This window comes from Adhaeribacter terreus (assembly GCF_042657365.1).
GTDB classification, from domain to species: Bacteria; Bacteroidota; Bacteroidia; order Cytophagales; family Hymenobacteraceae; genus Adhaeribacter_A; species Adhaeribacter_A terreus.
Map to the genome: position 1 here is coordinate 21,344 of NZ_JBHSKT010000009.1, position 21,055 is coordinate 42,398.

At 45.8% G+C, this 21,055-nt stretch carries 22 protein-coding genes; 10 read left to right on the plus strand and 12 right to left on the minus strand.

Annotation, left to right across the window (positions count from 1 at the left end):
- Positions 1–280 precede the first annotated feature (280 nt).
- Together ACFPIB_RS14300 and ACFPIB_RS14305 are read left to right on the plus strand one after the other, a co-directional pair.
- On the plus strand, positions 281–844 hold the full coding sequence (locus ACFPIB_RS14300; protein WP_378018144.1) for a DUF502 domain-containing protein: 564 nt from the start codon (positions 281–283) through the stop codon (positions 842–844).
- Positions 845–963: 119 nt separating this feature from the next.
- Entirely contained in the window at positions 964–1,773 is an 810-nt protein-coding gene (locus ACFPIB_RS14305) for an alpha/beta fold hydrolase (protein ID WP_378018145.1), read from the plus strand.
- A gap of 106 nt (positions 1,774–1,879) precedes the next feature.
- On the opposite strand, the gene ACFPIB_RS14310 is transcribed toward ACFPIB_RS14305, so the two are convergent.
- Both ACFPIB_RS14310 and ACFPIB_RS14315 read right to left on the minus strand, forming a co-directional pair.
- Positions 1,880–2,449, minus strand: a complete 570-nt coding sequence (locus ACFPIB_RS14310) for a hypothetical protein (RefSeq protein ID WP_378018146.1) — start codon at positions 2,447–2,449, stop codon at positions 1,880–1,882.
- A 132-nt stretch (positions 2,450–2,581) separates the two neighbouring features.
- Positions 2,582–3,082 carry a hypothetical protein gene (locus ACFPIB_RS14315; protein WP_378018147.1) on the minus strand — a complete coding sequence of 167 codons (501 nt, stop codon included), beginning with the start codon at positions 3,080–3,082 and terminating at the stop codon, positions 2,582–2,584.
- Between the two features lie 307 nt (positions 3,083–3,389).
- On the opposite strand from ACFPIB_RS14315, the gene ACFPIB_RS14320 reads away from it, so the two are divergent.
- Positions 3,390–3,875, plus strand: a complete 486-nt coding sequence (locus ACFPIB_RS14320) for an ATP-dependent zinc protease family protein (protein ID WP_378018148.1) — start codon at positions 3,390–3,392, stop codon at positions 3,873–3,875.
- Between the two features lie 14 nt (positions 3,876–3,889).
- Here ACFPIB_RS14320 and ACFPIB_RS14325 read toward each other — a convergent pair whose 3' ends face one another.
- Entirely contained in the window at positions 3,890–5,395 is a 1,506-nt protein-coding gene (locus tag ACFPIB_RS14325; RefSeq protein ID WP_378018149.1) for a glycosyltransferase family 39 protein, read from the minus strand.
- Between the two features lie 172 nt (positions 5,396–5,567).
- Here ACFPIB_RS14325 and rimK point away from each other — a divergent pair, with 172 nt between their 5' ends.
- On the plus strand, positions 5,568–6,482 hold the full coding sequence (gene rimK / locus ACFPIB_RS14330; RefSeq protein WP_378018150.1) for a 30S ribosomal protein S6--L-glutamate ligase: 915 nt from the start codon (positions 5,568–5,570) through the stop codon (positions 6,480–6,482).
- 92 nt (positions 6,483–6,574) lie between these two features.
- Here rimK and ACFPIB_RS14335 read toward each other — a convergent pair whose 3' ends face one another.
- The gene (locus ACFPIB_RS14335) at positions 6,575–8,089 is read right to left on the minus strand and encodes a T9SS type A sorting domain-containing protein (RefSeq protein WP_378018151.1); all 1,515 of its coding nucleotides are present in this window, start codon (positions 8,087–8,089) and stop codon (positions 6,575–6,577) included.
- A 346-nt stretch (positions 8,090–8,435) separates the two neighbouring features.
- Between ACFPIB_RS14335 and ACFPIB_RS14340 the strand changes: the two genes are divergently transcribed.
- Positions 8,436–10,811, plus strand: a complete 2,376-nt coding sequence (locus tag ACFPIB_RS14340) for a TonB-dependent receptor (protein ID WP_378018152.1) — start codon at positions 8,436–8,438, stop codon at positions 10,809–10,811.
- Between the two features lie 6 nt (positions 10,812–10,817).
- The gene (locus ACFPIB_RS14345; RefSeq protein WP_378018153.1) at positions 10,818–11,807 is read left to right on the plus strand and encodes a DUF4249 domain-containing protein; all 990 of its coding nucleotides are present in this window, start codon (positions 10,818–10,820) and stop codon (positions 11,805–11,807) included.
- Between the two features lie 119 nt (positions 11,808–11,926).
- Here the strand turns inward: ACFPIB_RS14345 and ACFPIB_RS14350 are convergent, their stop codons facing one another.
- From ACFPIB_RS14350 to ACFPIB_RS14375, 6 genes are all read right to left on the minus strand, one after another.
- Complete coding sequence (locus ACFPIB_RS14350; protein ID WP_378018154.1) at positions 11,927–12,481, minus strand: hypothetical protein; 555 nt, start codon at positions 12,479–12,481, stop codon at positions 11,927–11,929.
- A gap of 99 nt (positions 12,482–12,580) precedes the next feature.
- The gene (locus ACFPIB_RS14355) at positions 12,581–13,354 is read right to left on the minus strand and encodes an SAM-dependent methyltransferase (RefSeq protein ID WP_378018155.1); all 774 of its coding nucleotides are present in this window, start codon (positions 13,352–13,354) and stop codon (positions 12,581–12,583) included.
- A gap of 309 nt (positions 13,355–13,663) precedes the next feature.
- Positions 13,664–14,326, minus strand: a complete 663-nt coding sequence (locus ACFPIB_RS14360; protein ID WP_378018156.1) for an oxidoreductase — start codon at positions 14,324–14,326, stop codon at positions 13,664–13,666.
- Between the two features lie 162 nt (positions 14,327–14,488).
- Positions 14,489–15,325: a CvfB family protein gene (locus ACFPIB_RS14365; RefSeq protein ID WP_378018157.1), complete on the minus strand. Its 837-nt coding sequence runs from the start codon at positions 15,323–15,325 to the stop codon at positions 14,489–14,491.
- A 177-nt stretch (positions 15,326–15,502) separates the two neighbouring features.
- Positions 15,503–16,147 (minus strand): hypothetical protein, encoded by a 645-nt coding sequence (locus ACFPIB_RS14370; protein WP_378018158.1) that lies wholly within the window; start codon positions 16,145–16,147, stop codon positions 15,503–15,505.
- A 126-nt stretch (positions 16,148–16,273) separates the two neighbouring features.
- Positions 16,274–16,804: a DUF6799 domain-containing protein gene (locus ACFPIB_RS14375; protein WP_378018159.1), complete on the minus strand. Its 531-nt coding sequence runs from the start codon at positions 16,802–16,804 to the stop codon at positions 16,274–16,276.
- 160 nt (positions 16,805–16,964) lie between these two features.
- Between ACFPIB_RS14375 and ACFPIB_RS14380 the strand changes: the two genes are divergently transcribed.
- Complete coding sequence (locus ACFPIB_RS14380) at positions 16,965–17,216, plus strand: hypothetical protein (protein WP_378018160.1); 252 nt, start codon at positions 16,965–16,967, stop codon at positions 17,214–17,216.
- Between the two features lie 56 nt (positions 17,217–17,272).
- On the plus strand, positions 17,273–17,494 hold the full coding sequence (locus tag ACFPIB_RS14385; protein WP_378018161.1) for a hypothetical protein: 222 nt from the start codon (positions 17,273–17,275) through the stop codon (positions 17,492–17,494).
- A 30-nt stretch (positions 17,495–17,524) separates the two neighbouring features.
- On the opposite strand, the gene ACFPIB_RS14390 is transcribed toward ACFPIB_RS14385, so the two are convergent.
- A complete protein-coding gene (locus tag ACFPIB_RS14390) occupies positions 17,525–17,932 on the minus strand; it encodes a SpoIIAA family protein (RefSeq protein WP_378018162.1) in 408 nt (135 codons plus the stop codon).
- 247 nt (positions 17,933–18,179) lie between these two features.
- Between ACFPIB_RS14390 and ACFPIB_RS14395 the strand changes: the two genes are divergently transcribed.
- Positions 18,180–19,106, plus strand: coding sequence for a hypothetical protein (locus ACFPIB_RS14395; RefSeq protein WP_378018163.1), 927 nt, complete (start codon positions 18,180–18,182; stop codon positions 19,104–19,106).
- Positions 19,107–19,215: 109 nt separating this feature from the next.
- On the opposite strand, the gene ACFPIB_RS14400 is transcribed toward ACFPIB_RS14395, so the two are convergent.
- Complete coding sequence (locus tag ACFPIB_RS14400; RefSeq protein ID WP_378018164.1) at positions 19,216–19,686, minus strand: GNAT family N-acetyltransferase; 471 nt, start codon at positions 19,684–19,686, stop codon at positions 19,216–19,218.
- A 183-nt stretch (positions 19,687–19,869) separates the two neighbouring features.
- Between ACFPIB_RS14400 and ACFPIB_RS14405 the strand changes: the two genes are divergently transcribed.
- A complete protein-coding gene (locus tag ACFPIB_RS14405; protein WP_378018165.1) occupies positions 19,870–20,937 on the plus strand; it encodes a PA0069 family radical SAM protein in 1,068 nt (355 codons plus the stop codon).
- The last annotated feature ends 118 nt before the right edge of the window (positions 20,938–21,055 follow it).

The window sequence follows — 21,055 nt, forward strand, 5'->3', positions numbered from 1 at the left end:
CAGGTGTTTTAAACTTGTGAAGTCTGAAAAAACGCTATCCTTTTCGCTCGAAAAAGTCATTATTAATCTTCATTCCCGTCTGCTTTAGCTTCCGGTTTTTCTGAAAAACTAATATTACAACAAACGTATATAAACTCGTAACTTTAAGCCTTGCTTTTGCAGGGCTTTTTGTTTGGCCCGTTTTTTAAGTCTAACACTTGCTAAGGAGAATAAAATAGCCGTTTGGGTTGCTCGGACGGCATTTTAAATCTTCAAATTTCCAAATTTTCTCATTTTACTGATGAAACGTTTCTTTAAATATTTTCTGAACGGGTTCCTGATCATGGCCCCGATCACGCTAACCGTTTACATTATTATCGCTTCCGTGGCCTGGCTCGATGCCATGTTCGATATCGGGGAAATGCCTTTTCTGGGCCGAATTCCTGGTCTGGGTATTTTTATGGTGGTAGTGTTGCTTACCGTGGTCGGCTTTTTAGGTTCCACGTTTATGGTGCGGCCGTTTCTGGTAATTACGGAACGCATTTTCGGCAAAGTGCCCATTGTAAGCATTATTTATTCGTCTCTTAAAGACCTTTTCGATGCCTTCGTAGGCGATAATCAGAAATTCAATTGTCCGGTAATGGTAAAAATGCAGGAATCTCCGGAAGCCTTCCGAATGGGTTTCATAACCCAGGATTCGATGGCCAGCGTGCACCGCGACGATCTGGTAGCCGTTTATTTTCCCGATTCCTACAATATTTCCGGCAAGCTCTGGTTCATAAAACGCGACAACGTGCGCTACCTCGACCTACCAAGTTCCGAAGTGATGAAATTCGTAGTTTCAGGCGGCGTAGCAAAGTTATAGTTTGTTGAGTTTTTGGGGTAAAAATGATAGCGTTTTGAAACTGTAGAGACGTAATACTTTACGTCTCAAAACATTTTGCTCGGTACATTACCACATCAAACAATTAGCACATTAAACCCATGCCTTTTATAACCGAAGGAAAAACCAGGCTGCATTATCAGAAACTCGGGCACGGTCCGCGGGTGCTGCTGGCTTTTCACGGTTTTGGGCAAAATCTTTCGTATTATGTACCGGTGGCTGAAGCGCTTAAAGAAATGTACACCATTTACGCCTTCGACCTGTTTTTTCATGGCCAAAGCTGGCTCGATAAAGCCCACACGCCGCTTACCAAAGATTTCCTGATAGAATTAGTGCAACGTTTTCTTCAGGAAGAAAAGCTGGAGAAATTTTCATTGGCTGGTTTCAGCATGGGAGGGAAGTTTGCACTTACTATACTGGAGAGTTTTCCGGAGAAAATCTATAGCGTTTTTTTGGTGGCGCCCGACGGTATTAAGACCAGTTTCTGGTATAACGTAGCCACTTATCCGGGTTGGTTGGCTGGTTTTTTCAAACGCACCGTGGTGAAACCGCAACCATTTTTTAAGTTTGTAAACGTGCTGAACCGCTTTAAATTAATGCACCCTGCCATACTGCGTTTCGCAGCGCACCAGATGAATAGCCCCGCCAAACGCCTGAAGATCTATAAAAGCTGGACCAGTTTCCGGCTGCTCCAATTCGACCTGCCTGCTATAATCAAGCTGCTGAACCGAACTGAAATTCCGATGGTATTTTTCCTGGGTACATTCGATAAGATCATTACCGCCGCAGGCTTGCAGTTTTTTACCAAAGCCCTGCACAATTGCCAGGTAATAACCCTGAAAACCGGCCACAGCCATTTGCTTGCCGAAGTTGGTAATTACCTGAAACAGCATCCGGATCTGCGAAAATAACAAGCTGCCCTACAAAAAACGTTATGCAATAAACGAAAAAAGCCAGGCCGTTTCAGAGCAGCCTGACTTTTTTATGCGCAAACGGTAGCGTTTTCACAGTAAGAACTTACGGCTTGGCCGGTTCCATATTTACCGCCTGCATCTCGCGTTTAACTTGCAAATTCCTGAATAGGAAAACCCGTTTATCAATTTTCAGGGCTTCGAAAGTTAAAGCAACGGGGCGTTGTTGTTTATCGAGCAAAGTAACAGTTACCGGTATCACATTCGGAATTTTAGGCCGGTGGCCGGTAGCAGCACTAAAAGTAGCCTGTTCAGGTATTACCGAATCGGCAGCTAACTGATTTTGTACCGTGGCCAGATCCTGTTTAAAGTTATTTTCCAGTTGGCTGGCGTTCACGGTTTCTATCAGTTCTTTGGTTTTATCGGGGGTAAGTTTATTCTTTTTTAGATCTTTCAGTTCCGGTTCGCTGGGCATAAAGATCATCAAGCGTTCGGTATCGCCGGTTTGCATGGCTGTGTGAATTTCCTTGCCAAGCTCTTTTATACTGCCTTTTCCCCGGGTGCTGGGTAATGGTTTTTTCTTCGCAAATAAGCCCGGACTCATTTGAGCGCTTGCATTTTCAAAAGCTGCCAGCGTTAAAGTGAAGCTCAAAACCAAAGTCAAAATTCTTTTCATAGTCTGTTTTCGTTATAGTTTTTTAGAACGGAATATTTTAAACTATACGAAGTGCAAAGTGCTTGTTTTTGGCTTATGATAAGAATGGAATGGTGTTTTGCTTATATCAACGTTTGGTAGGAAGCCAACAGCCTATTTTTTAGGGTGAAAAACCATTTGTTTGAATAGAAAGTATCGCCCGCGAATCCGCACCACTTCAAAAAGCACGGAATTTTCTGCTCCCGAAGCATGGGCCAAAGCCATTTCAGCGCGGTAAAGCAACGGATTTTTCCGGTCGCGGCGGCTGACTTTTGTGTCGGTTGGTTGCCATTCATTCCAGTTTACCATGTTTTGGGTAGCCTGTTCCTGAATGAGGTTGAAATCGCGGAGTAGGTTTTGCTTTATGCTGTCGGGCGTAGTTTTTTCCAGCACCAGGCGCATATCTTCGGAGCTTCGCCGTTTCAGGATCTTCAGTTCGGTATCGTTGGGCAGATAATTTTGCAGGTTATTGAACTGGTTGTGCTGCAACCCCTCAAATACGGCTTGTCCTAATTCCTGCACCTTGCCCGCGCCCCTGCCTTTCCGCAGATTTTGAGCCTGCGCTTGAAACAAAATAAACAGGAATGCTGCGAGCAGAAACGGTAGCTTTTTCATGGTAAAAAGTAAAGAGTTGGCATTTGCTATACGATTTCATGCTTAAACTGATTAATGCAGTCTCAAAGAAGTTTTTTAACGGCTGGAAATGCGGATTGAAGTTTCAGGCAATAGATTTCTTTTGAACTAAGATCTATTCAGTAGAAATGGCACAAAGCTTGAACGTAGGAGCAACGCACTGAATTAAATAAGGAGGCAGGTTCAAAAACGCTATCATTTCAGGCCGAAAAACTAAAAAAGCATCCAATTTTAACAGCGAAACCTGCCGGAAAGCGTATCTTCAAACCTGAAACAATATTTTGTCCGTATGCACAAACGCCCTAAAAAACGCACCATCGGCCGCCGCGAACTGGTCGATTTTCCGGAGCTGGAGCTTTTTGAAATTGAAGCCAAAGTAGATACCGGCGCTTACACTTCGGCGCTGCACTGCACCGATATCCGGGAAGAAAAACTAGCAGACGGCAGCATTGTGATCCGGTGTAAATTCATGGACGAAAGTCACCCGAATTACAACAACAAGGTTTTCGAATTCCGGGAATTTGCCCTGCGCGACATCAAAAATTCCTTCGGAGATGTGCAGCAGCGTTACGTAATTAAAACCGCCGTTCAGGTATTCGATAAAGTCATGGAGGCCGAATTTTCCCTTTCCGACCGCAGCGATATGCGTTACCCCGTGCTTTTAGGCCGCGTATTTCTAAACCGCCATTTTATAGTAGATGTTTCCCGGAAAAATGTGGCTTACAAGCGCCGGTTAAAACTGGAGCAGAAAAAACGCGAAGCCGGCCAGTCTTAAAATTTGGATGCACCTTACTGCAGTTTATAAAGCAAAGCATAGCTGAAATAATGATCTTCCCGTTTTAAGATCCGGTCTGGTTGGGCCAGTATTTCAGCAAAGGCAGGATCATGAATGCTGGCTACAACCCATACTTTTTGGTGCCCCAAATGGCGCAGCGAATCGAGTTTTGTTGCTAAGGAATTTCCATAGCCGAGCGCTGCTAGATCAACGTTTTGAAGCTGGATCGGCGTTTGGTGATGTTGTGTATAATAGCGCACAACCGGCAGCACATCGTCGGAAGCAATAATCACTTCGTCGGGTTGCTGCTGGCGGGCAATAAATTGCAAACCATCACGCACTTCGGCAAAATCGCTGTGAAAAGGCTGGTTAATGGCGGTAAGTTGCTGCGAATTGCCTAGCACAATAATTACCAGTACCGCAATTATTCCGGAAAGCAGGCGGGTTTTAGCAAGGCCTTGCAAACCCAGAAATACCAGCAGAATAAGCAAGGGTAGAAAAAATAACGTAAGCCGCGCCAGCAAAGAATAATACTTCAGCGCCGAAGCCGCAAAACAGAAAAAGATTGGCAATAAAAGCAGGCATAAAATTACCTGGTAACGGGCTTCTTTCCGGTGGAGCACAATTTCCCGCAGCACGGCGGTAAAAGCAATTGCGGTAAGTATTACAGCAATCGCGGTTTTACCAATGGCTTTGGAAACAATGCGGTTTAACTGGTTGCCCAGTAACTGCAGATCGGCCAGGTTTAGCGGCGGAAAAGCCAGGAAATAATCTCGGTGAAAATTCTGCAGGTAATCGGATTGGGCGTTTTGTAGCAGCAGTAAACGAAAGTAAATCGCAAAACTTAATATCCAACAGCAACCCGCAAATACGCTTCCCAAAAAGGCCTTTTTGCTTTTCAGTTGCCAGCTTTTGATGAGCCAGTAAATGCCAATACCCGCCAGCGTAAAAACCGAAGGCATAGAAAACCAGATAATTACCGCACCCATCAGGCTCCAGATAAACGTATTCCGGTTAAACCCTTTTGGCGGACTTATGCGGAAAAAAAGCTCCAGCAAAAGTATTGTTGCCAGGCCGTCAGCAGCGTATTGTTTGCACTGCGTGGCATAATCTATAAAGATCTTTCCGAAGGCAACGAAGGCTAAAGCGGCGGTTGCAGCCGGCCAGTTCAGAAAGCGGCGGCTGAGGCGGTAAAATAAAACCAACGTAGCAATGCTGCACAATAAAGGAAAAAGCCGGGCCGATAATTCGTTATTGCCAAACAGATCGAGGCTGGCTTTTACCATTACCGAAAAAAGCGGCGGCGCGTATTGCTCATAATCCAGGTTCTGAAAAAGCCCGGAATAAGACCTTTCTACAAAATTGCGTATAAGGTTTGCTTCGTCCAGGAGAACGGGCCGTTGCTGCCACCAGATCGCCAGCCGGAGTAAAATACCGGCGGCCAGCACCAGCCACGCCAGCTTTTGCCAGAATCCGGGTGTTAGTTGCAGGCTGGCGAAGTATTTTGAAGAAGCGTTCATCCGAAAAAAAGAATTAAGAATAAGTTGGCATTACCGCCTCCGGAGCAATCCGGATACCGTATATTTGCCCGTCAGATCATTTTTCAAAATTAGGTTTTAAATTTTTAAAATGATCTTTTACGGACAGGAAACCGGCCGCCGAAATTTCCGATAACTGAGAAAAAAACTACCTATGAAAATTGCGATCCTTTCACGGAATGCTAAATTATATTCCACCCGCCGCCTGGTGGAAGCGGCCCAGCAGCGCGGCCACGATGTGCTGGTGCTCGACCATTTAAAGTGCGACCTGATAATAGAAGCCGGCGACCCATATATTATGTACAAAGGCGAAAAACTGACCGGCATCGATGCTATTATTCCGCGCATCGGCGCTTCGGTTACGTTTTACGGCACGGCTGTAGTGCGCCAGTTTGAAATGATGAAGGTAAAAAGTCCCGTGGAATCGCAGGCCATTGTGCGTTCCCGCGATAAGCTGCGCTGTTTGCAGATCCTATCTAAAGCCGGACTGGGAATGCCTAAAACGGCCTTTACCAATTACGGCGTAAAAGTGAAAGAACTGATAAACCAGGTTGGCGGCGCACCTTTGGTAATTAAACTATTAGAAGGCACGCAAGGCTTGGGCGTGGTTTTAGCCGAAACCGAGAAAGCGGCTGAATCGGTAATTGAAGCGTTCCATAATTTAAAAGCCCGCATTATTGTGCAGGAATTTATCAGGGAAGCGAACGGCGCTGATATCCGGGCATTTATTGTGAACGGCGAAGTGGTTGGCGCCATGAAACGGCAGGGCAAAGAAGGCGAATTCCGGAGCAACCTGCACCGTGGCGGCACCGGCAGCCTGGTGAAACTAAGCCGCGCCGAAAAAGCCGCCGCTTTACTCGCCGCCAAAACCCTGGGCCTGGATATTGCCGGCGTAGACATGCTGCAATCCAAACGCGGTCCGCTTATTCTGGAAGTAAATTCCTCGCCGGGTTTAGAAGGAATCGAAAAAGCCACCAAACTCGACATTGCCGGCAAGATCATTCAGTTTACCGAAGAGCTGGTGGTAAAGAAAAAGAAGAAAACCGCCAAAAAGACCAGTCCGCATTAATTCGGTGCATCTGAAACAAAAATCCCGCTGCCTGTTAAAAGGAGCGGGATTTTTGCTTTAAAAAACGCTATGCTTTCGGGCGGAAAAAGTGCTTACTGCATTACTGCCAGTTTCTTCGTAGCTACCGGTTTATCATCTACTTCCAGGCTATACAGATACAAACCACTACTCAGATTGCTCACATCTACCGTTAAGCTGCTGCTGTTCCTTTTCAGATCATACTTCCTGATTTCTCTTCCCGTAGCAATTTCCCGGATCATGATGCTGGCTTTGCCGTAGTTTTTGGGCAGGGAATAGGGAATAATAGCTTCTGCAGCTGTTGGGTTCGGGTAGCTTTGGCCTAGAGTTGTTCCAGCTAAAAGCGTTTCTTTTTTGGTTGAAGTAATGGTAAATGGTGGAACGACCGGTGGCAAGCCTGGTACTTTCACTTTAGCTACGTAAAAACCATAGGAATTGCCATTTCTGCATCTTCCGCCAACCATAAAGCTGCTATCAGGCAGAGCATCTAAAGTAATTGCCTGGATATCGGAACAGATACTACTGGTGAATGGATAAACATCTTTAAGGGTGCCATTTGCCCGGAAACGGAATAACTGAAATTCATTGGTAGCAACGCCGGAGGCCGGCCGCAGGTTAAATGCCAAAACAACTGTCGTGCTGTCTTCCAGTTCTTTAGTTTTAGAGAAAGCGTAATCATCTACATTAATGGTACGATGTACATAGCTCCACTTTACGTTCAGGCTGCTGTCTAATTTTACCAACATGCCCATATCCGTTCCATTTGGGTAATTGGTTGTTGCTGTATCGGTATACCCGGTATATAAAAAACCTCCGTCAGAAAGCGGGGTGATGCTGTTAAAGTTAGCGATCATGCCCTCCTTATTATTATAGCTTCTGATCTGAAATTGCTTATCTTTTAAGGTATCCCCATTTTGATTAAGTAATAATATGCGGGGATGCCAGGTATTACTTGAATTACCACCCGTTATCCCGGCTGCGATGATCTTCCCGCTTCTGGTGAACTTCAAATCTAACAATGCATCACGCGGATAAGTCTTAGTGTAATTCTTCATCCATTTAGTAACACCTAAACTATCAGTCCGAAGCAAAGAAAATCCACTATTTTGCAAATAACCTCCGACTAAATATCCTCTATCAGGCATAACCAAGGCTGTAAAAGGTACATTGTCAGTATTAGTAGAGAAAATACTCTGGGTCCATTGGGCAAAGCCGGCAGCATTTAATTTATAGAAATTAATCCCAGTTAAATTCCTCGTGGGATGATCGGCTGTACCAAAGAATATATAGCCGCCATCCGGGGTTGCCTGCAAGGCTTGGTAATAAAGCCCAAGGTTGGCTGGTCCTTTCCTAATCCACAGGGTATCAGTGTTTAGCTGAACCTGTAAAAAATAATTTACATAATCATATGCTCCAACCAATGTCGCGCCGGAATAAAGAATATTACCGTTATTGGCTTCTGCACTTGTTACAATGAATTTTGCATCAGCGCTTGTTTTGTAACTCCGTTCCTGGATTAGTTGCGGTTGCTGGGCTTGCGCCTGTAGCCAAACACCGAAGCTTAAAAAGAAGAGTATTAGTTTTTTCATAACCTATAAGAATCAAGAACCTGTTAACGAACTCCGAAACTGCACATGCTAATTGTTAAATTTTTAGCTTCAGAACAAGCTTTAAATATATTATTTCAGAATTTAAACCTCAGATTTTCAGATAACTGTCCCAGGCTGCAATGCCGACACTTTTTACGGTCCAAACCCTACCGTTTTTTTCCAAAGCAACTAAGGGTGGTTCACGGAAAACTTGTCTGAAGATTTAGTAGAAATTGTTAACTTGTGATGAATTGCAAAAATCCGGCTGAAGCATGCAACGTTTCGGTCGGTTTTTGCCTCATTATCAGGAAACGATTGCCTTACTCAACTACTTTTTCCGTTATAAATGATACCGTTTTTTACGCGCCGTAACCTGTTTCGCAAACCGGGAAATCTGCTGGCTTTCGCATTTTTATTCGTGATGCTTTCTCCCGGTTTCAGTCTGGCCCAGCAGGCAAAATTTACCATCAACGGCTTCGTGCGCGACAAACAAACCGGCGAAAACCTGATCGGCGTAGGAATTTTCAATCCGAAAACCGGGCAGGGAACCACCACCAATAATTACGGTTTCTACAGCATCACGCTGCCCCAGGATTCGGTAAACCTAATCGTTTCGTACCTTGGGTATGAGCGACTTTCCTTTAATATTTTCCTGAACCAAGACCTGGAGCAAAACTTCAACCTGACGGCCAACAACGAACTGAAAACGGTAGAGATCGTGGGCACTAAAGAAGAAAAGATCCGCGAAAGCACCCGCATGAGTACCATTTCGGTGCCCATTGCGCAGATAAAAACCTTGCCGGCTTTGTTTGGCGAAGTAGATGTTTTGAAAACGCTGCAACTTTTGCCCGGCGTGCAAAGCGGCGGCGAAGGCAGCACCGGTTTATACGTACGCGGCGGCAGCCCCGATCAGAACCTGATTTTGCTGGACGGAACGCCGGTGTATAACGCATCGCATTTGTTCGGTTTTTTCTCGGTTTTTAACGCCGATGCTTTGAACAACGTGGAACTGATAAAAGGCGGTTTCCCGGCGCGTTACGGCGGGCGGCTTTCTTCGGTGCTCGATATTAACATGAAAGAAGGCAACATGAAGGAGTTTCAGGGCGAAGCTTCGGTGGGCATTATTGCTTCTAAAGTTACCATGGAAGGTCCGTTAAAAGAAGATAAATCCTCTTTCATTATTTCCGCCCGTCGCACCTATATCGATGTGCTGGCCCGGCCTTTCATGAAAAAAGAGAACGGCGTTTTCGGGTATTATTTTTACGACCTGAACGGCAAGGTAAATTACAAGATCAGCCAGCGCGACCGCCTTTATTTAAGCGCTTACACCGGTTACGATAAATTCTACGGCTCTTTCGACGATTCGGAGCTGGAAGATAAATTGCACGTGGGTTGGGGAAATTTAACGTCGGCGCTGCGCTGGAACCGCATTATCAACAATAAACTTTTCGCCAACACGCATTTTACCTACACCAAATACCAGTTCGATATCGGTAACGAGCAAACCACGCAGTTCCGCAACGACCGGGGCGAGCTGGAAACCGAAAAATTCGCGCTGAAATATTTCTCCAACATCCGCGATTTCAGCCTGAAAACCGATTTCGATTATACGCCCAGCACCAACCATTACATCCGTTTCGGCGCGCAGTATATCAAGCACAGCTTTAAGCCCGGCGCATTGCAGATAGAAGAATCGAATCCGGATCCGGAAGCAGCCAACACCAATTTCTTTTCCCAGACGCTGGGCCATGAAAGCGGCATTTACGTGGAAGATGATATCAGAATTACCGATCTGCTGAAAGTGAATGCAGGTTTGCGCTTAGCCGGTTTTTACGTAGATAAAAAGCTCTATAACTCGCTGGAACCCCGCCTTTCGGCCCGGTTTATTCTGAACGAAGACTGGAGCGCGAAAGCATCTTACGCCCGCACCTCGCAGTTCATCCATTTACTCACCAATAGCGGAATCAATCTGCCAACCGACCTTTGGGTTCCGGCTACCGGCAAAATTCGTCCGCAGCTCGCCGACCAGGTTGCCGTTGGCGTAACCCGCACGTTATTCGACGAAGCCGTAGAAGTAAGCATTGAAAGCTATTACAAAGCCATGAACCACTTGATCGAGTACAGCGAAGGGGCCGATTTTTTAGGCACCACCGATAATGACTGGCAGGATAAAGTTACTTCCGGCGAAGGCTGGAGCTATGGTACGGAATTTTTTGTGCAGAAGAAACTGGGCAAAACTACCGGTTGGGTTGGCTACACGCTGGCTTGGGCCAACCGCAAATTCCCGGAGCTGAATGGCGGCGAAATGTACCCTTATAAATACGACCGCCGCCACGATATTTCCATCGTAGTTTCGCACCAGCTGAAGGAAAATATAACGGTTTCAGGCACCTGGGTTTACGGCACCGGAAACGCCGTTACGCTGGCCGAAGCGCGTTACGGCATTGGCAGCTACAATACTATAGAAGACATTGGCAGCCGCAATAAATTCCGGATGGCGCCTTACCACCGTTTAGACCTGAGCCTGAACCAGACCAAGAAGAAGAAATGGGGCGAAACCGTGAACAGCTTCAGTATTTATAATGCTTACAACCGTAAAAATCCGTATTTCCTGCGTTTAGAAGAAGGTTACGATATCGGTAATGGCCGGCCAACGGCGGTTTTCAAACAGGTAAGTTTATTCCCGATCCTGCCGTCTTTCTCTAAAAGCTTTAAGTTTTAAAACGCTATGAAAATGTTGCAAAAAACTGCTCAACTGGCTGCCGCATTTCTTGGCATAACCTTACTCAGCGCCTGCGAAACCGTAGTGGAAGTACCAATTCCGGCGCATACACCCAAACTAGCGGTGCGTTACATGCTCCCGGATACGGAACCCGATACCTTGTTCTACCAGTTATTTCCGCAATACCAGCCTTATGTAAACCACAGCCAGAGCATTTATTCCGGTTCGGAGCTGAAAGGCGTGAACGATGCCATGCTTACGGTAACTGACCAGAACGGCAACGTGGTAGAAACTTTTAAACGCGGCAACGGTTTCGGCTATGGTGCATCAGATGATGGCTATTACGAACCGGTTACGCGCTTTAAGGCCCAGCCGGGTCAAACGTATTCGCTCTCCGTTTCTGCACCGAATTATGAAACCGTAACCGGGAAACTCACCATGCCTTCTGGCATTTCCGGGGTTCAGGCAACGTTTCTGGAAACCAGTAGAGAGAATGGGGGAGGCAGCTATGCGCAGGTAAGAGGCCGCGTAACCATAAGCCTGCCCGATAACGGCGCCGAAAATAATTTTTATACGCTTTACGGCACCCTGCTCGATGATCGGTACGTTGCGAACGGCCGGGATGTATTTCAGGAAGAAATGGAAGATGATGCAATCGGAGTAAGCACAGAATTTCAGAATATCCATTTTTCCCCGATCCTGTACGGCGACGCCAATCCCTTCGATGATAAAACGTTTAACGGCAAAACCATTAACGTTACCCGCAACGTGATGCTTTTTTACGGCAATGCCGCTACGCCGCCGCGCTACCTCCGCATTTACGTGCACAGCATTACTGAAGATTCGTACCGTTTCCTGAAAAGCCTGAAAATGTATAACGAGACCGGCGATAACCCTTTTGCAGAACAAACCCGCGTACTGGGCAATCTTGAAAAAGGCTACGGTTATTTTGGTGGCTTCACCAGCAGTTATTTCGATATTGAATTACCGCGATAAATCCGGGTTTTTTTTAAGATTAAACGGGAAATGCATTAATCTGAAATAAAAATGGCGGCTTACGGGCCGCCATTACTTTTTTAACGCCAAACCATAGCGTTTTTATCAGGTTTTAAATGCTAAAAAACGTACCGTATCGAGACCGAGCCATCAACGCCGGCCGCATTGCCACCAATTAAATTCAGGTAAGGTTTTACGTCGGCGCTTATTGCCAGCGGCACTACGCCTAAACCATATTCCAAGCCAATAATACCATCTGCGCCAACGGTTACAAAACTGCCGGAACGGTTAAAACGGTTATTGTCGGGTTCGTAATATTCGTTGTATTTGTAATAGCCTACGTGGCCGCCGCCGCCATAATACCAAAGCAACCTTTTGGCTTCAAAAGCATTGCGGTGAAATTCGTACAGGAACGTGCCGGTAATACCTTTTCTGCCCAGGTGACTGCCCAGAATAATTTCTATGGCATTGCCTTCGCGCATAAAATGCTTGCCGGTTATGCCAAACTGGTTGCCTAAACGTAGCCCCACGCTGTTGTAATATTCCACGATCGGGCCGCCGTTCAGGTTGCGGACCTGTCCTTTTTGTTGCTGCTGCGCCTGCCCTTTAAACCCAAGCAAAACCAACATGCCAATGCAGAAGATGATCTTTAAAAGTGACGCGTAATTTTTCATAAACCTTGAGTAGTTAGGCATTTGTACGCAAAAAAACTTTTTTCGGGTAGGCAGAAACGCTATCTTTTTTGGCCTGAAAACCAAAACAATTGGTGAAGTTTATTTTTTGTAAGATTGCAGATAGGCTTCCTGCGAAGTGCGCCGCCCGATGAGCCTGAAAAAGGAAATGAGATGTTCTTTATCCTGCATTAATGCCCGTGCAAAAGCATCTTTTTTAGGTTTGTCTTCGAAGTAGCGCACGTATTCTTTTCGCACCAGTTCTTTGCCCGGCAATTCTTCGGCGCAGGTAATTTCTACGAGGCCGGTTTTCTCCCAGAGTTTTTTCCACCAGGCTACAGAATGAATGAAATACCAGTAATGCTGAAAATCTTTGCGCAGGAATGCGGGCACCTGTTTCAGCGTTTCTATTTCGCGGGTAAAGCAAACGTCTACAATAGCAATCACGCCATCTGGTTTCAGAAAGCGGCAAATGTAAGGCAGGTATTTTTCGTCGGTGCCGAAATAGGTGTAAGAATCTACCACAATAATGGCATCGAAATAATTTTCCGCAAATGGCAACGCACGCGCATCAGCCTGGATCGGAAAAACCTTGTCGGCTACTTTCCCTTCTTCAATGCGTTCCAGATTTTCGGTGGCCGGAATAGCTTCATCTACCGCCCAAACCTGTACCCCGAATTCCGTTGCCAGAAAAACCGAACTGATGGCTTTGCCGCAACCCAGATCGAGCACGCGCATGCCGGGTTTCAGCTTCAGCTTTTCTGTTAAACTTTCGAGGTTGAATAAAACGTTTTCGCCCATAGAATGCTGTTGCACCCATTGCGGATCGTAAGTGGTAGCGCGCGGAAATAAAGCACGTAAATTTCTGGAAGCCATAAGCGGTTTTTAGATTGCTTCCGGAAGTACGCAGCTGCTTTGGTTTGGGTTGAATGATTGAATTAGAGAATTAATGAATGAAAGAATGGTTAAATGTGAAGGCGGTGGAATTGCAGAATTTCGGAATGATCGGATTTAGAAGTTTTGAATCGAAGGATTTGAGAAGAAAAACCGGTCAGAAAGTTATTATTGTCGTTTACTTTAACAGACGGAAATGAATTTCTCAAAAACGGTATGGTTTTAAAGTTAAAAAGTCATTATCCATTCTCTCATTCATTAAAAAATATCTTATAAAAAAACAACTTCTAGCTATTTCCCAATCCTGGCGATCTCATCTGATTCATGAACTTTTACGCCGCCGCCGCTTTCTAATGCAGTTAGCAACATGGCTTTGGCTACGCAACGGGCCGGAACGGAGCGGTATTTTTTAAGGGGCCCCAGCATGATCGGGTTTAGAACGGAAAGCACTGCTTCGCCGATCTTTTCACCAAGGCGGCTTTCCTGGCGGTCACCGGTGAGCAGCGAAGGGCGGAAAATATGCACGGCGGTAAAAGGAAGCTCTTTCACGGCTTTTTCCATGTCGCCTTTCACGCGGTTGTAGTAGAATTTCGAGTCCGGATCTGCGCCCATAGCTGAAACTACCAGAAACTGCCGCGCAAAATGTTTGGAAGTGGCTTTGGCCAGTTCTACTACGTACGTGTAATCTACTTTATAGAAATTTTCCTTTGAACCGGCTTGTTTCATGGTGGTGCCCAGGCAGCAGAAAATATTGTCGGCTATCAGGTTGTTGGTAACGGCGAGCTTATCAAAATCCACGATCCGCTGTTCCAGTTTGGGGTGTTCGAGTTCCAGTTTGCGGCGGCCCACGGAAATTACTTTATCGTAATGGCTGCTCTGCAAAAGCATGCGCAATAAATAACTCCCTACCAGGCCGGATGCACCTGCGATCAGGGCGGTTTTTTGTGGCACCATAAGCTTCTTTCGTTTAATAAAAATAACCGTTCAGCCTTTCATTACCTCAAAAGTGCCGCTAAAGTTATTTTTTACTTTTTCAGCCCGTAACCCTACCGTTTTAAAAGCAAAAAACCTCGCCGCTCTAAAGCAGTGAGGTTCTGAATGAAATTATGGCAGAAATTATTCTTCGCCGGTTAAAGTAATGCGGTCTGGTTCTATACGTACTTTGCCGGCGCGGTAAAGCGTGCCAATGGCTTTTTTGAAGGTTTTTTTGCTCATGCCCAGCACTGCGTAAATATCCTGCGGATCGCTGCTATCGGAAAGGTTTAGGGTGCCTCCTTCGGCTTTCAGTTTATCCAGCACCTGCTCCGACGCATCTTTCACTTCGGCGAAACCGGTTTGCTGCAGGCTCACATCTATTTTGCCATCTTCGCGGATCTTCCGGATAAAGCCCTTGGTTTCATCGCCAGTTTCCAGGTTCCGGAAAACTTCGTTGTGATATAAAACGCCGGAATATTTATCGTTTATGATCACATTGTAACCCAGTTCGGAAGTGCCGGCAATAAGCAATTTGACCTGCTGGCCTTCCTGCAATTCTTCGTCAACCGGTTGCAGGTATTTGTTCAGTTTGGCAGAGCCCACAATCCGGTCCGAAGATTCGTCGAGGTAAATGTAAACCACGTGTTTTTCGCCGGGCTGCATGGGATTGCGTTGGTTATGGAAAGGCACAAAAAGATCTTTCTCCAGCCCCCAATCCATAAACGCCCCGATCTTACTCGAATCTTTTACTTCCAGCGCAGCAAATTGCCCCACGGTAGCTTTCGGCTTGAGGGTAGTGGCGATCATGCGGTCTTCGGAATCGCGGTAAATAAAAACGTTCAGCTTATCGCCGAGCTCTAAATTTTCCGGCACGTACTTGAGTGGCAGCAGAATTTCGCCGTCTTCCGAATCGAGGTAAACGCCAAAATCCACAAATTTCGCTACTTCCAGTTCGTTATAATTCCCGATCGCGACCATATTAATTGTTGAATTGTTTAATGGTTAAATTGTAAATTGATCAAACCCGAAAATTTGAAGTTTAAGAATGCGAGCTCTAAGAGAAAATTGCTTAAAAATGGTATGATTTCACCTTGCAAAACTATGTGCTAAAATACGATTCAACCATTTAGCAATTTAACAATTAAACCATTTAAATTAGTCCCGCAGGCTTTTAGGTTCTACCCAGGTATCGAGCTTAATTTTTTCTATCAGAAGGTAATTTTTGAACTGGTGGATCAGTTTGCTCATTTCGCGTTCGCGGGCTTCCATTTCGGCCAGTTCTTCGTCGGAGCTTTGCAGTACCGGTTCCAGTTTTGCCAGGTTTTCCAGCATCATGTCGCGGTTGTAGGCTGCTACCTGGCGGGCTTGTTCCGTTTCATTTTCGTCCTGCGCGGCAGCGTCCATATCGGCTACTACCACTTTTAAGAACGGCACCAGATCCCAGGGGTTATTCGGGCGATTCCAGGTAAAGGCAATGTTGCAGCGGCGGCATTTATAGCGGTTCGATTTCCAGCCTTGTTCGTTTTTTTCTACCGTTACAAATTTCAAATGAGAATTGTTTTCGCATTTCGGGCAGGCTGCATTGTCTTTCACGATCGTGTTCAGCTGGTCGCGTTTTTCCAGCACGGCTTCGCGGTTGGCAGCGTGTATGTAAAGGCTTTCTTCCAGCTTCTGGCAGGAGGTAGTAACCTGTTGTTCTTCATCGCTCAAAGCGCCTTCTTCTATCAGGCGTTCGGCCCGTTTCCGGAAAAAGTTTATCAGTTTTATTACTTCCCGTTCGTTTTCTTTCAGGTTTTTCATGCCGTAATTTTTCTTCGCTTCCAGAAACAAAGATACGCAATTTAAACGGGCAAAAACGGTAGCCCTTTAAAACAAAAAACTGCCCCGTGGTTTGCAGGGCAGTTTTTTCAGGAAAGGCAAACAAAATTACTCGTCGTATTTGGTTTTAGATTCGCCTTTATTGTTTTTCATTTTCATTTTTTCGTCCGAAGATTTCAGCTTGCTTTTGGCCGGTTTGCCATTTTTCATTTTGCCGGTTTCGTCGTCGTGTTTCATCTTGGTTTTACCCAGTTCAGAGTGACCTTTACTTTTGTTGGCCGGGCCTGCTTCGTGCATGTTCGGGTGGTGATGCATAATTTTTCCTTCCATGGTCAGGTGGTCGCCGTCGTGCAGCATCATGGTAGAGCCGTCGGTCATTTTTACGTTGCCATCTTTCATTACCATCATGCCGTTGCTCAGCGTCTGATCTTCGGTTATTACTGCGGCTACGCCGTTATTTACCATCATCAGTTTGCCGCCCTGCATCATAATACCGTCTTTCATGGCCGGGTTTTGCATGTGCTGGTTCTCAGACATTGCGCCCTTGGCTTTTACTTTGGTTGTGGTTTCTGAAGTTTGCGCCTGTACAAAAGAGCCGGTAAGCAGCAAGGCAAACAACAGCGAAAATAACTTTTTCATAGTTTTCAGTTTTGGTTTTTAAAGCAATTGACATTGTTTAAACTATTGCCCTGAAAAAATGTTGCACGGCGGCGTGGTTTCAGGCGGGCAGGAAAACATAAAACCCGAAACAGGAGTAAAAACAGGTGAATTTAAAACGCTTGTATAAATCTCTGAAACTATGAATGCAGAAAACCAAAGACCATTGAGCCCCGAAGAACAGGATGCCGAATTTCAGCGCCAGGAAGCTATTCGTTTAGCCAACCAGGGAGCCACCGGCGAAGCCACGCCGCCTGATCTGAGCCCGATGTCTCACCGCCGCGGTTCACCAACTTCCGATGAAAATTTTGACGGAACCCGCGCCGCTAATCCTGAAAGAAGCCTCGAAGACCGCGACACCAACGACGGCGACGCCAATAATGAAAATGATTAAGTAGTAGCAGAAAAAACGCTATCCTTTTCAACCAAAAAACTAAAATTCTGAAAGCCATGGCTGAATTAAATAACCCCGACGATAAAGACCAGATCACCAACGCCGACGAAAGCAAACGTTTGCCCGACGATAACCCGGAACCGTTGGAAGATATAAAAACCGACGAACTGGACCTGAAGCCCGAAGGTACCGTGGCAGAAGGAAATGTAGCTGCCAAAAACGAAGAAGATACGCGCAAACTAGACGGCAGCAATGCCAATAATATGCGCACCAAATAGCAAAAACGGTAGGGTTTCGGGCTGAAAAACTCAGCAGTTCCGGAGCCAGTGCAGCGCTTCTTCCCGGCCTTTAAAATAGCGGAACGTAACGCTTTCCGGATCTACTTTTTCGATGATGCTGTTAAGGGAATGCTGGTTGAAAACATAATCCGATTCCACAATGGCATTGTACCGGAAACCGGCTACAATGGCACTTGGCATCCAGAAGTTCTCGATCCAGCTGGCGTCTTCGCTGCCAATGGTTTTCATGCGGCGGGCATCGCCCATCAGCTTGCTTATTTTATGTTTCCGGATCAGGTGTAGCACCTGCTGGTGTACTTCCCGGAAAGCTTTGCTGGGAAGCAGGCCTTTCCAGTTAAGAATAAGGCAGTTGGCATCGGTGTCATGCTCCAGGCTGCAACATTCATTTTCGAAACAAATTACTTGGGTAGACTGCATAATACCTCGATTAAGGGTGAGATGTAACCAGGTTTCTGAAGTATAAGATTTAAAAATGGATGTACTATAAATCTTCGTATAAAGTTAATGTTGTTTTTCAGAAATACAATAGCAATTGGTTATTAATCTGGTTTTACCAATTGCCGGCGGCTTACAACTGAAGTGTTTTTTTTACACAACCGCAAGCGGCCGGAAACGTTTACAGGTAAGCGTATTTATTTACCAGATCAAACTCAAAAATAAAATTATGAACCGTAATAGAAATTATAACCAGTCCCGCGAGTGGGATGACCAGGAACAATACCGCCAGAACCGAAATAACGACCCGCAACGCCGGCCGGAAGATATGTGGCACCCTAACCGCATCGATTACCGAAACGACGAACGCGAAAAATTTAGGGGGGCTTACCGTTTAGATAATAATCCTGAAAACCGCGAAACGTACCAGAATCTGAACCAGGAAAATTACGGTAACGATTACAGCTACGGCCACGCGGGTAATTCGCGCAACGGTGCAGACCGCGGCCGCCACCAAAGCGATTACGGTACCGGCGGAACTTACGGCGCTTCGCGTAATGCCGGTTCTATGGGTAGTTACGGCGGCGCGCTTGGCTTCGGTTCTTCCCGCAACGGCTACAATAATGAACGCTGGGCCAGCGGCCACCACGAAAATGCGTATCGTCCGGAACGCCGGATCTATGGTGCTTACCGCGACCGCAACAGTTTTGCCCCCGGCGAACGCGAAAGTTACGACGGCAGTACCCGTTACGGATCGCAGGGAGCAGATAATACCCGCGGCTGGCGCAACTCAGAAGAAAGACAACCAAGCCGTTACAACCGTTTTGCTCCTTCGCAGGACGATTCGCGCTACGAAATTTACGATACTTCGGAAAGCCAGTATAACCGCGGCAATTACAGCAATTCCTCACAAGGCAGCATTACCGATGATCTGAACCTGCGCAGCCATCAGGAATTTCCACCTTACGACCATTACGGTTCGCGGCAGCGCGCCCGGTACCGCCAGGGCAGCGGCTACGACCAGGATATGTATTCCGGAACTTCTGATATTGGCTACGGAAACACTGCCACGCCTTTTGAAAGCGAAGTTTACCCAAAGAACCGCTATTACGATCCGCTTTCCGGTAACGCCTGGAATCCGAGTTCGGAACGCTGATTTTAGGCTCGTAACGTTATAAAACGCTATGTCCTGAATGTAAAAAAGTCACTGCCCCAAGCAGTGACTTTTTGTTTATAAAACAGTACCGTTTTTTTAATTTGAAATCTTAGAAACAAATCTCCATTTTAATATCAGCGCGCTGGTAATCATTGGGTGGTAAGGGCACTTCCACAAAGCCTAATTTTTTATACAGGTTTAAGGCAGGTGTGAGTATTCGGTTCGAGAGCAATTCTACTTTCGGCGCATTTATTTCGCGGGCTTTTTCAAGGGCAGCTTTGCCAAGTGCATAGCCAATTTTCAGGCCTTTGGCTTTATCGGTTACGGCCATTTTTGCCAGTTCAAAAGAACCATCCGGGTTTTTAATTAACGCCGCCGTGCCAACGGGTTCACCATGCAACAAAGCCATAAAAATGTAACCGCCTTTTTTCAGAATATAGCCTTCCGGATCGTCGAGCATGTTATTGTCAGCTGCTTCCAAAACAAAGAATTTCGTGATCCATTCGTGGTTCAGGTCGCGGAAAGCTTCGCGGTGAACAGGTTGGTAAGCTACAATTTCGACGTTTGCAGATAAAGCCATATTATTTAATATTTCCGGCAAAAGTAATTTAAAAGCTTCAGAATGCAGCCGTACTTTTTCCGGAATATTTAAATATTGCTAATTAAATTAGCTTTATTGAGGATTTAAATCAGCTTAAGTAAAATAAGCTAAAAATATTGGTTTATTTTTGCTGAAAATATTAGTAATTTCGTAACTTTAAGCATGGAAAAAAAGGACGAACTATGGAAGGGCAGAGGTGCGCAATTCGATCCGGCCAACAAATTTCAGAAGCATGCTTACGTAACCGAGCACATAGAAGGCCTTGACGAACCTTGGCTGATTGAAGCCCCGAAAACAGAATATTTTACCGAACTACCGAAGAAAATTGTAAATAAAATCGATAGTCCGGATCTGGGTTTGGGTTATTCGCTTAATCCGTACCAGGGTTGTGAGCATGGCTGCGTTTATTGCTACGCGCGTAACACCCACGAATACTGGGGCTATGGCGCCGGCCTCGATTTTGAAAGCAAGATCATTATAAAAGAAAATGCGCCGCAGGTTTTGGCCAAGCAACTCGAAAACCAGAAATGGGAGCCTAAACCGATCATGCTGGCCGGCAATACCGACTGTTACCAACCCATAGAAGCTAAAAAACAGATCACCCGCAAAATCCTGGAAGTGTTGCTGCGCTACAAACATCCGGTCAGCATCATTACCAAAAATTCCCTCATTCTCCGCGACCTCGATCTGTTGCAAAAACTAAATGCGCTGGATCTGGTGCACGTAAATATTTCCATCACCACGTTAAACGAAGAACTTCGCCGCAAACTCGAACCGCGAACTGTTTCGGGTAAAAAGCGGCTGGAAGTGGTAAAACAATTAACTGATGTAGGAATTCCGGTAAACGTAATGCTTGCGCCCATTATTCCAGCCCTGAACGATTACGAAATTCCGGAACTGATGCGCGCCGCCGCCGAAGCCGGAGCCAGCAATGCCGCGTATACTATTGTTCGTTTAAACGGTGCCATTGGTGGTATTTTTGAAGATTGGGTGCGAAAAGCTTATCCTGACCGGGCCGAAAAAGTGTTGTACCAGACCGCGCATTGCCACGGCGGTAAACTGAATGATAGTCGCTATGGCACGCGTATTATTGGCGAAGGAAACTTTGCCAGCAATATTGCTAATTTGTTCCGGGTAAGCAGGAAAAAATATTTCAGCGGCCGCAGCATGAAACCGTATAATTATACGCATTTCTGCACCATGTCGGGCAAGCAATTAGGGTTGTTTTAAAAGCCGCAAAGCTTAAAAAATGCAAATGCAATTGCAGCGTTTATTTTGTTTGCCGGAAAATCATGTTAGTTTATTAACCAATTGCAGCTTCATTTTCGTAAGAAAAACGCTATGCTTT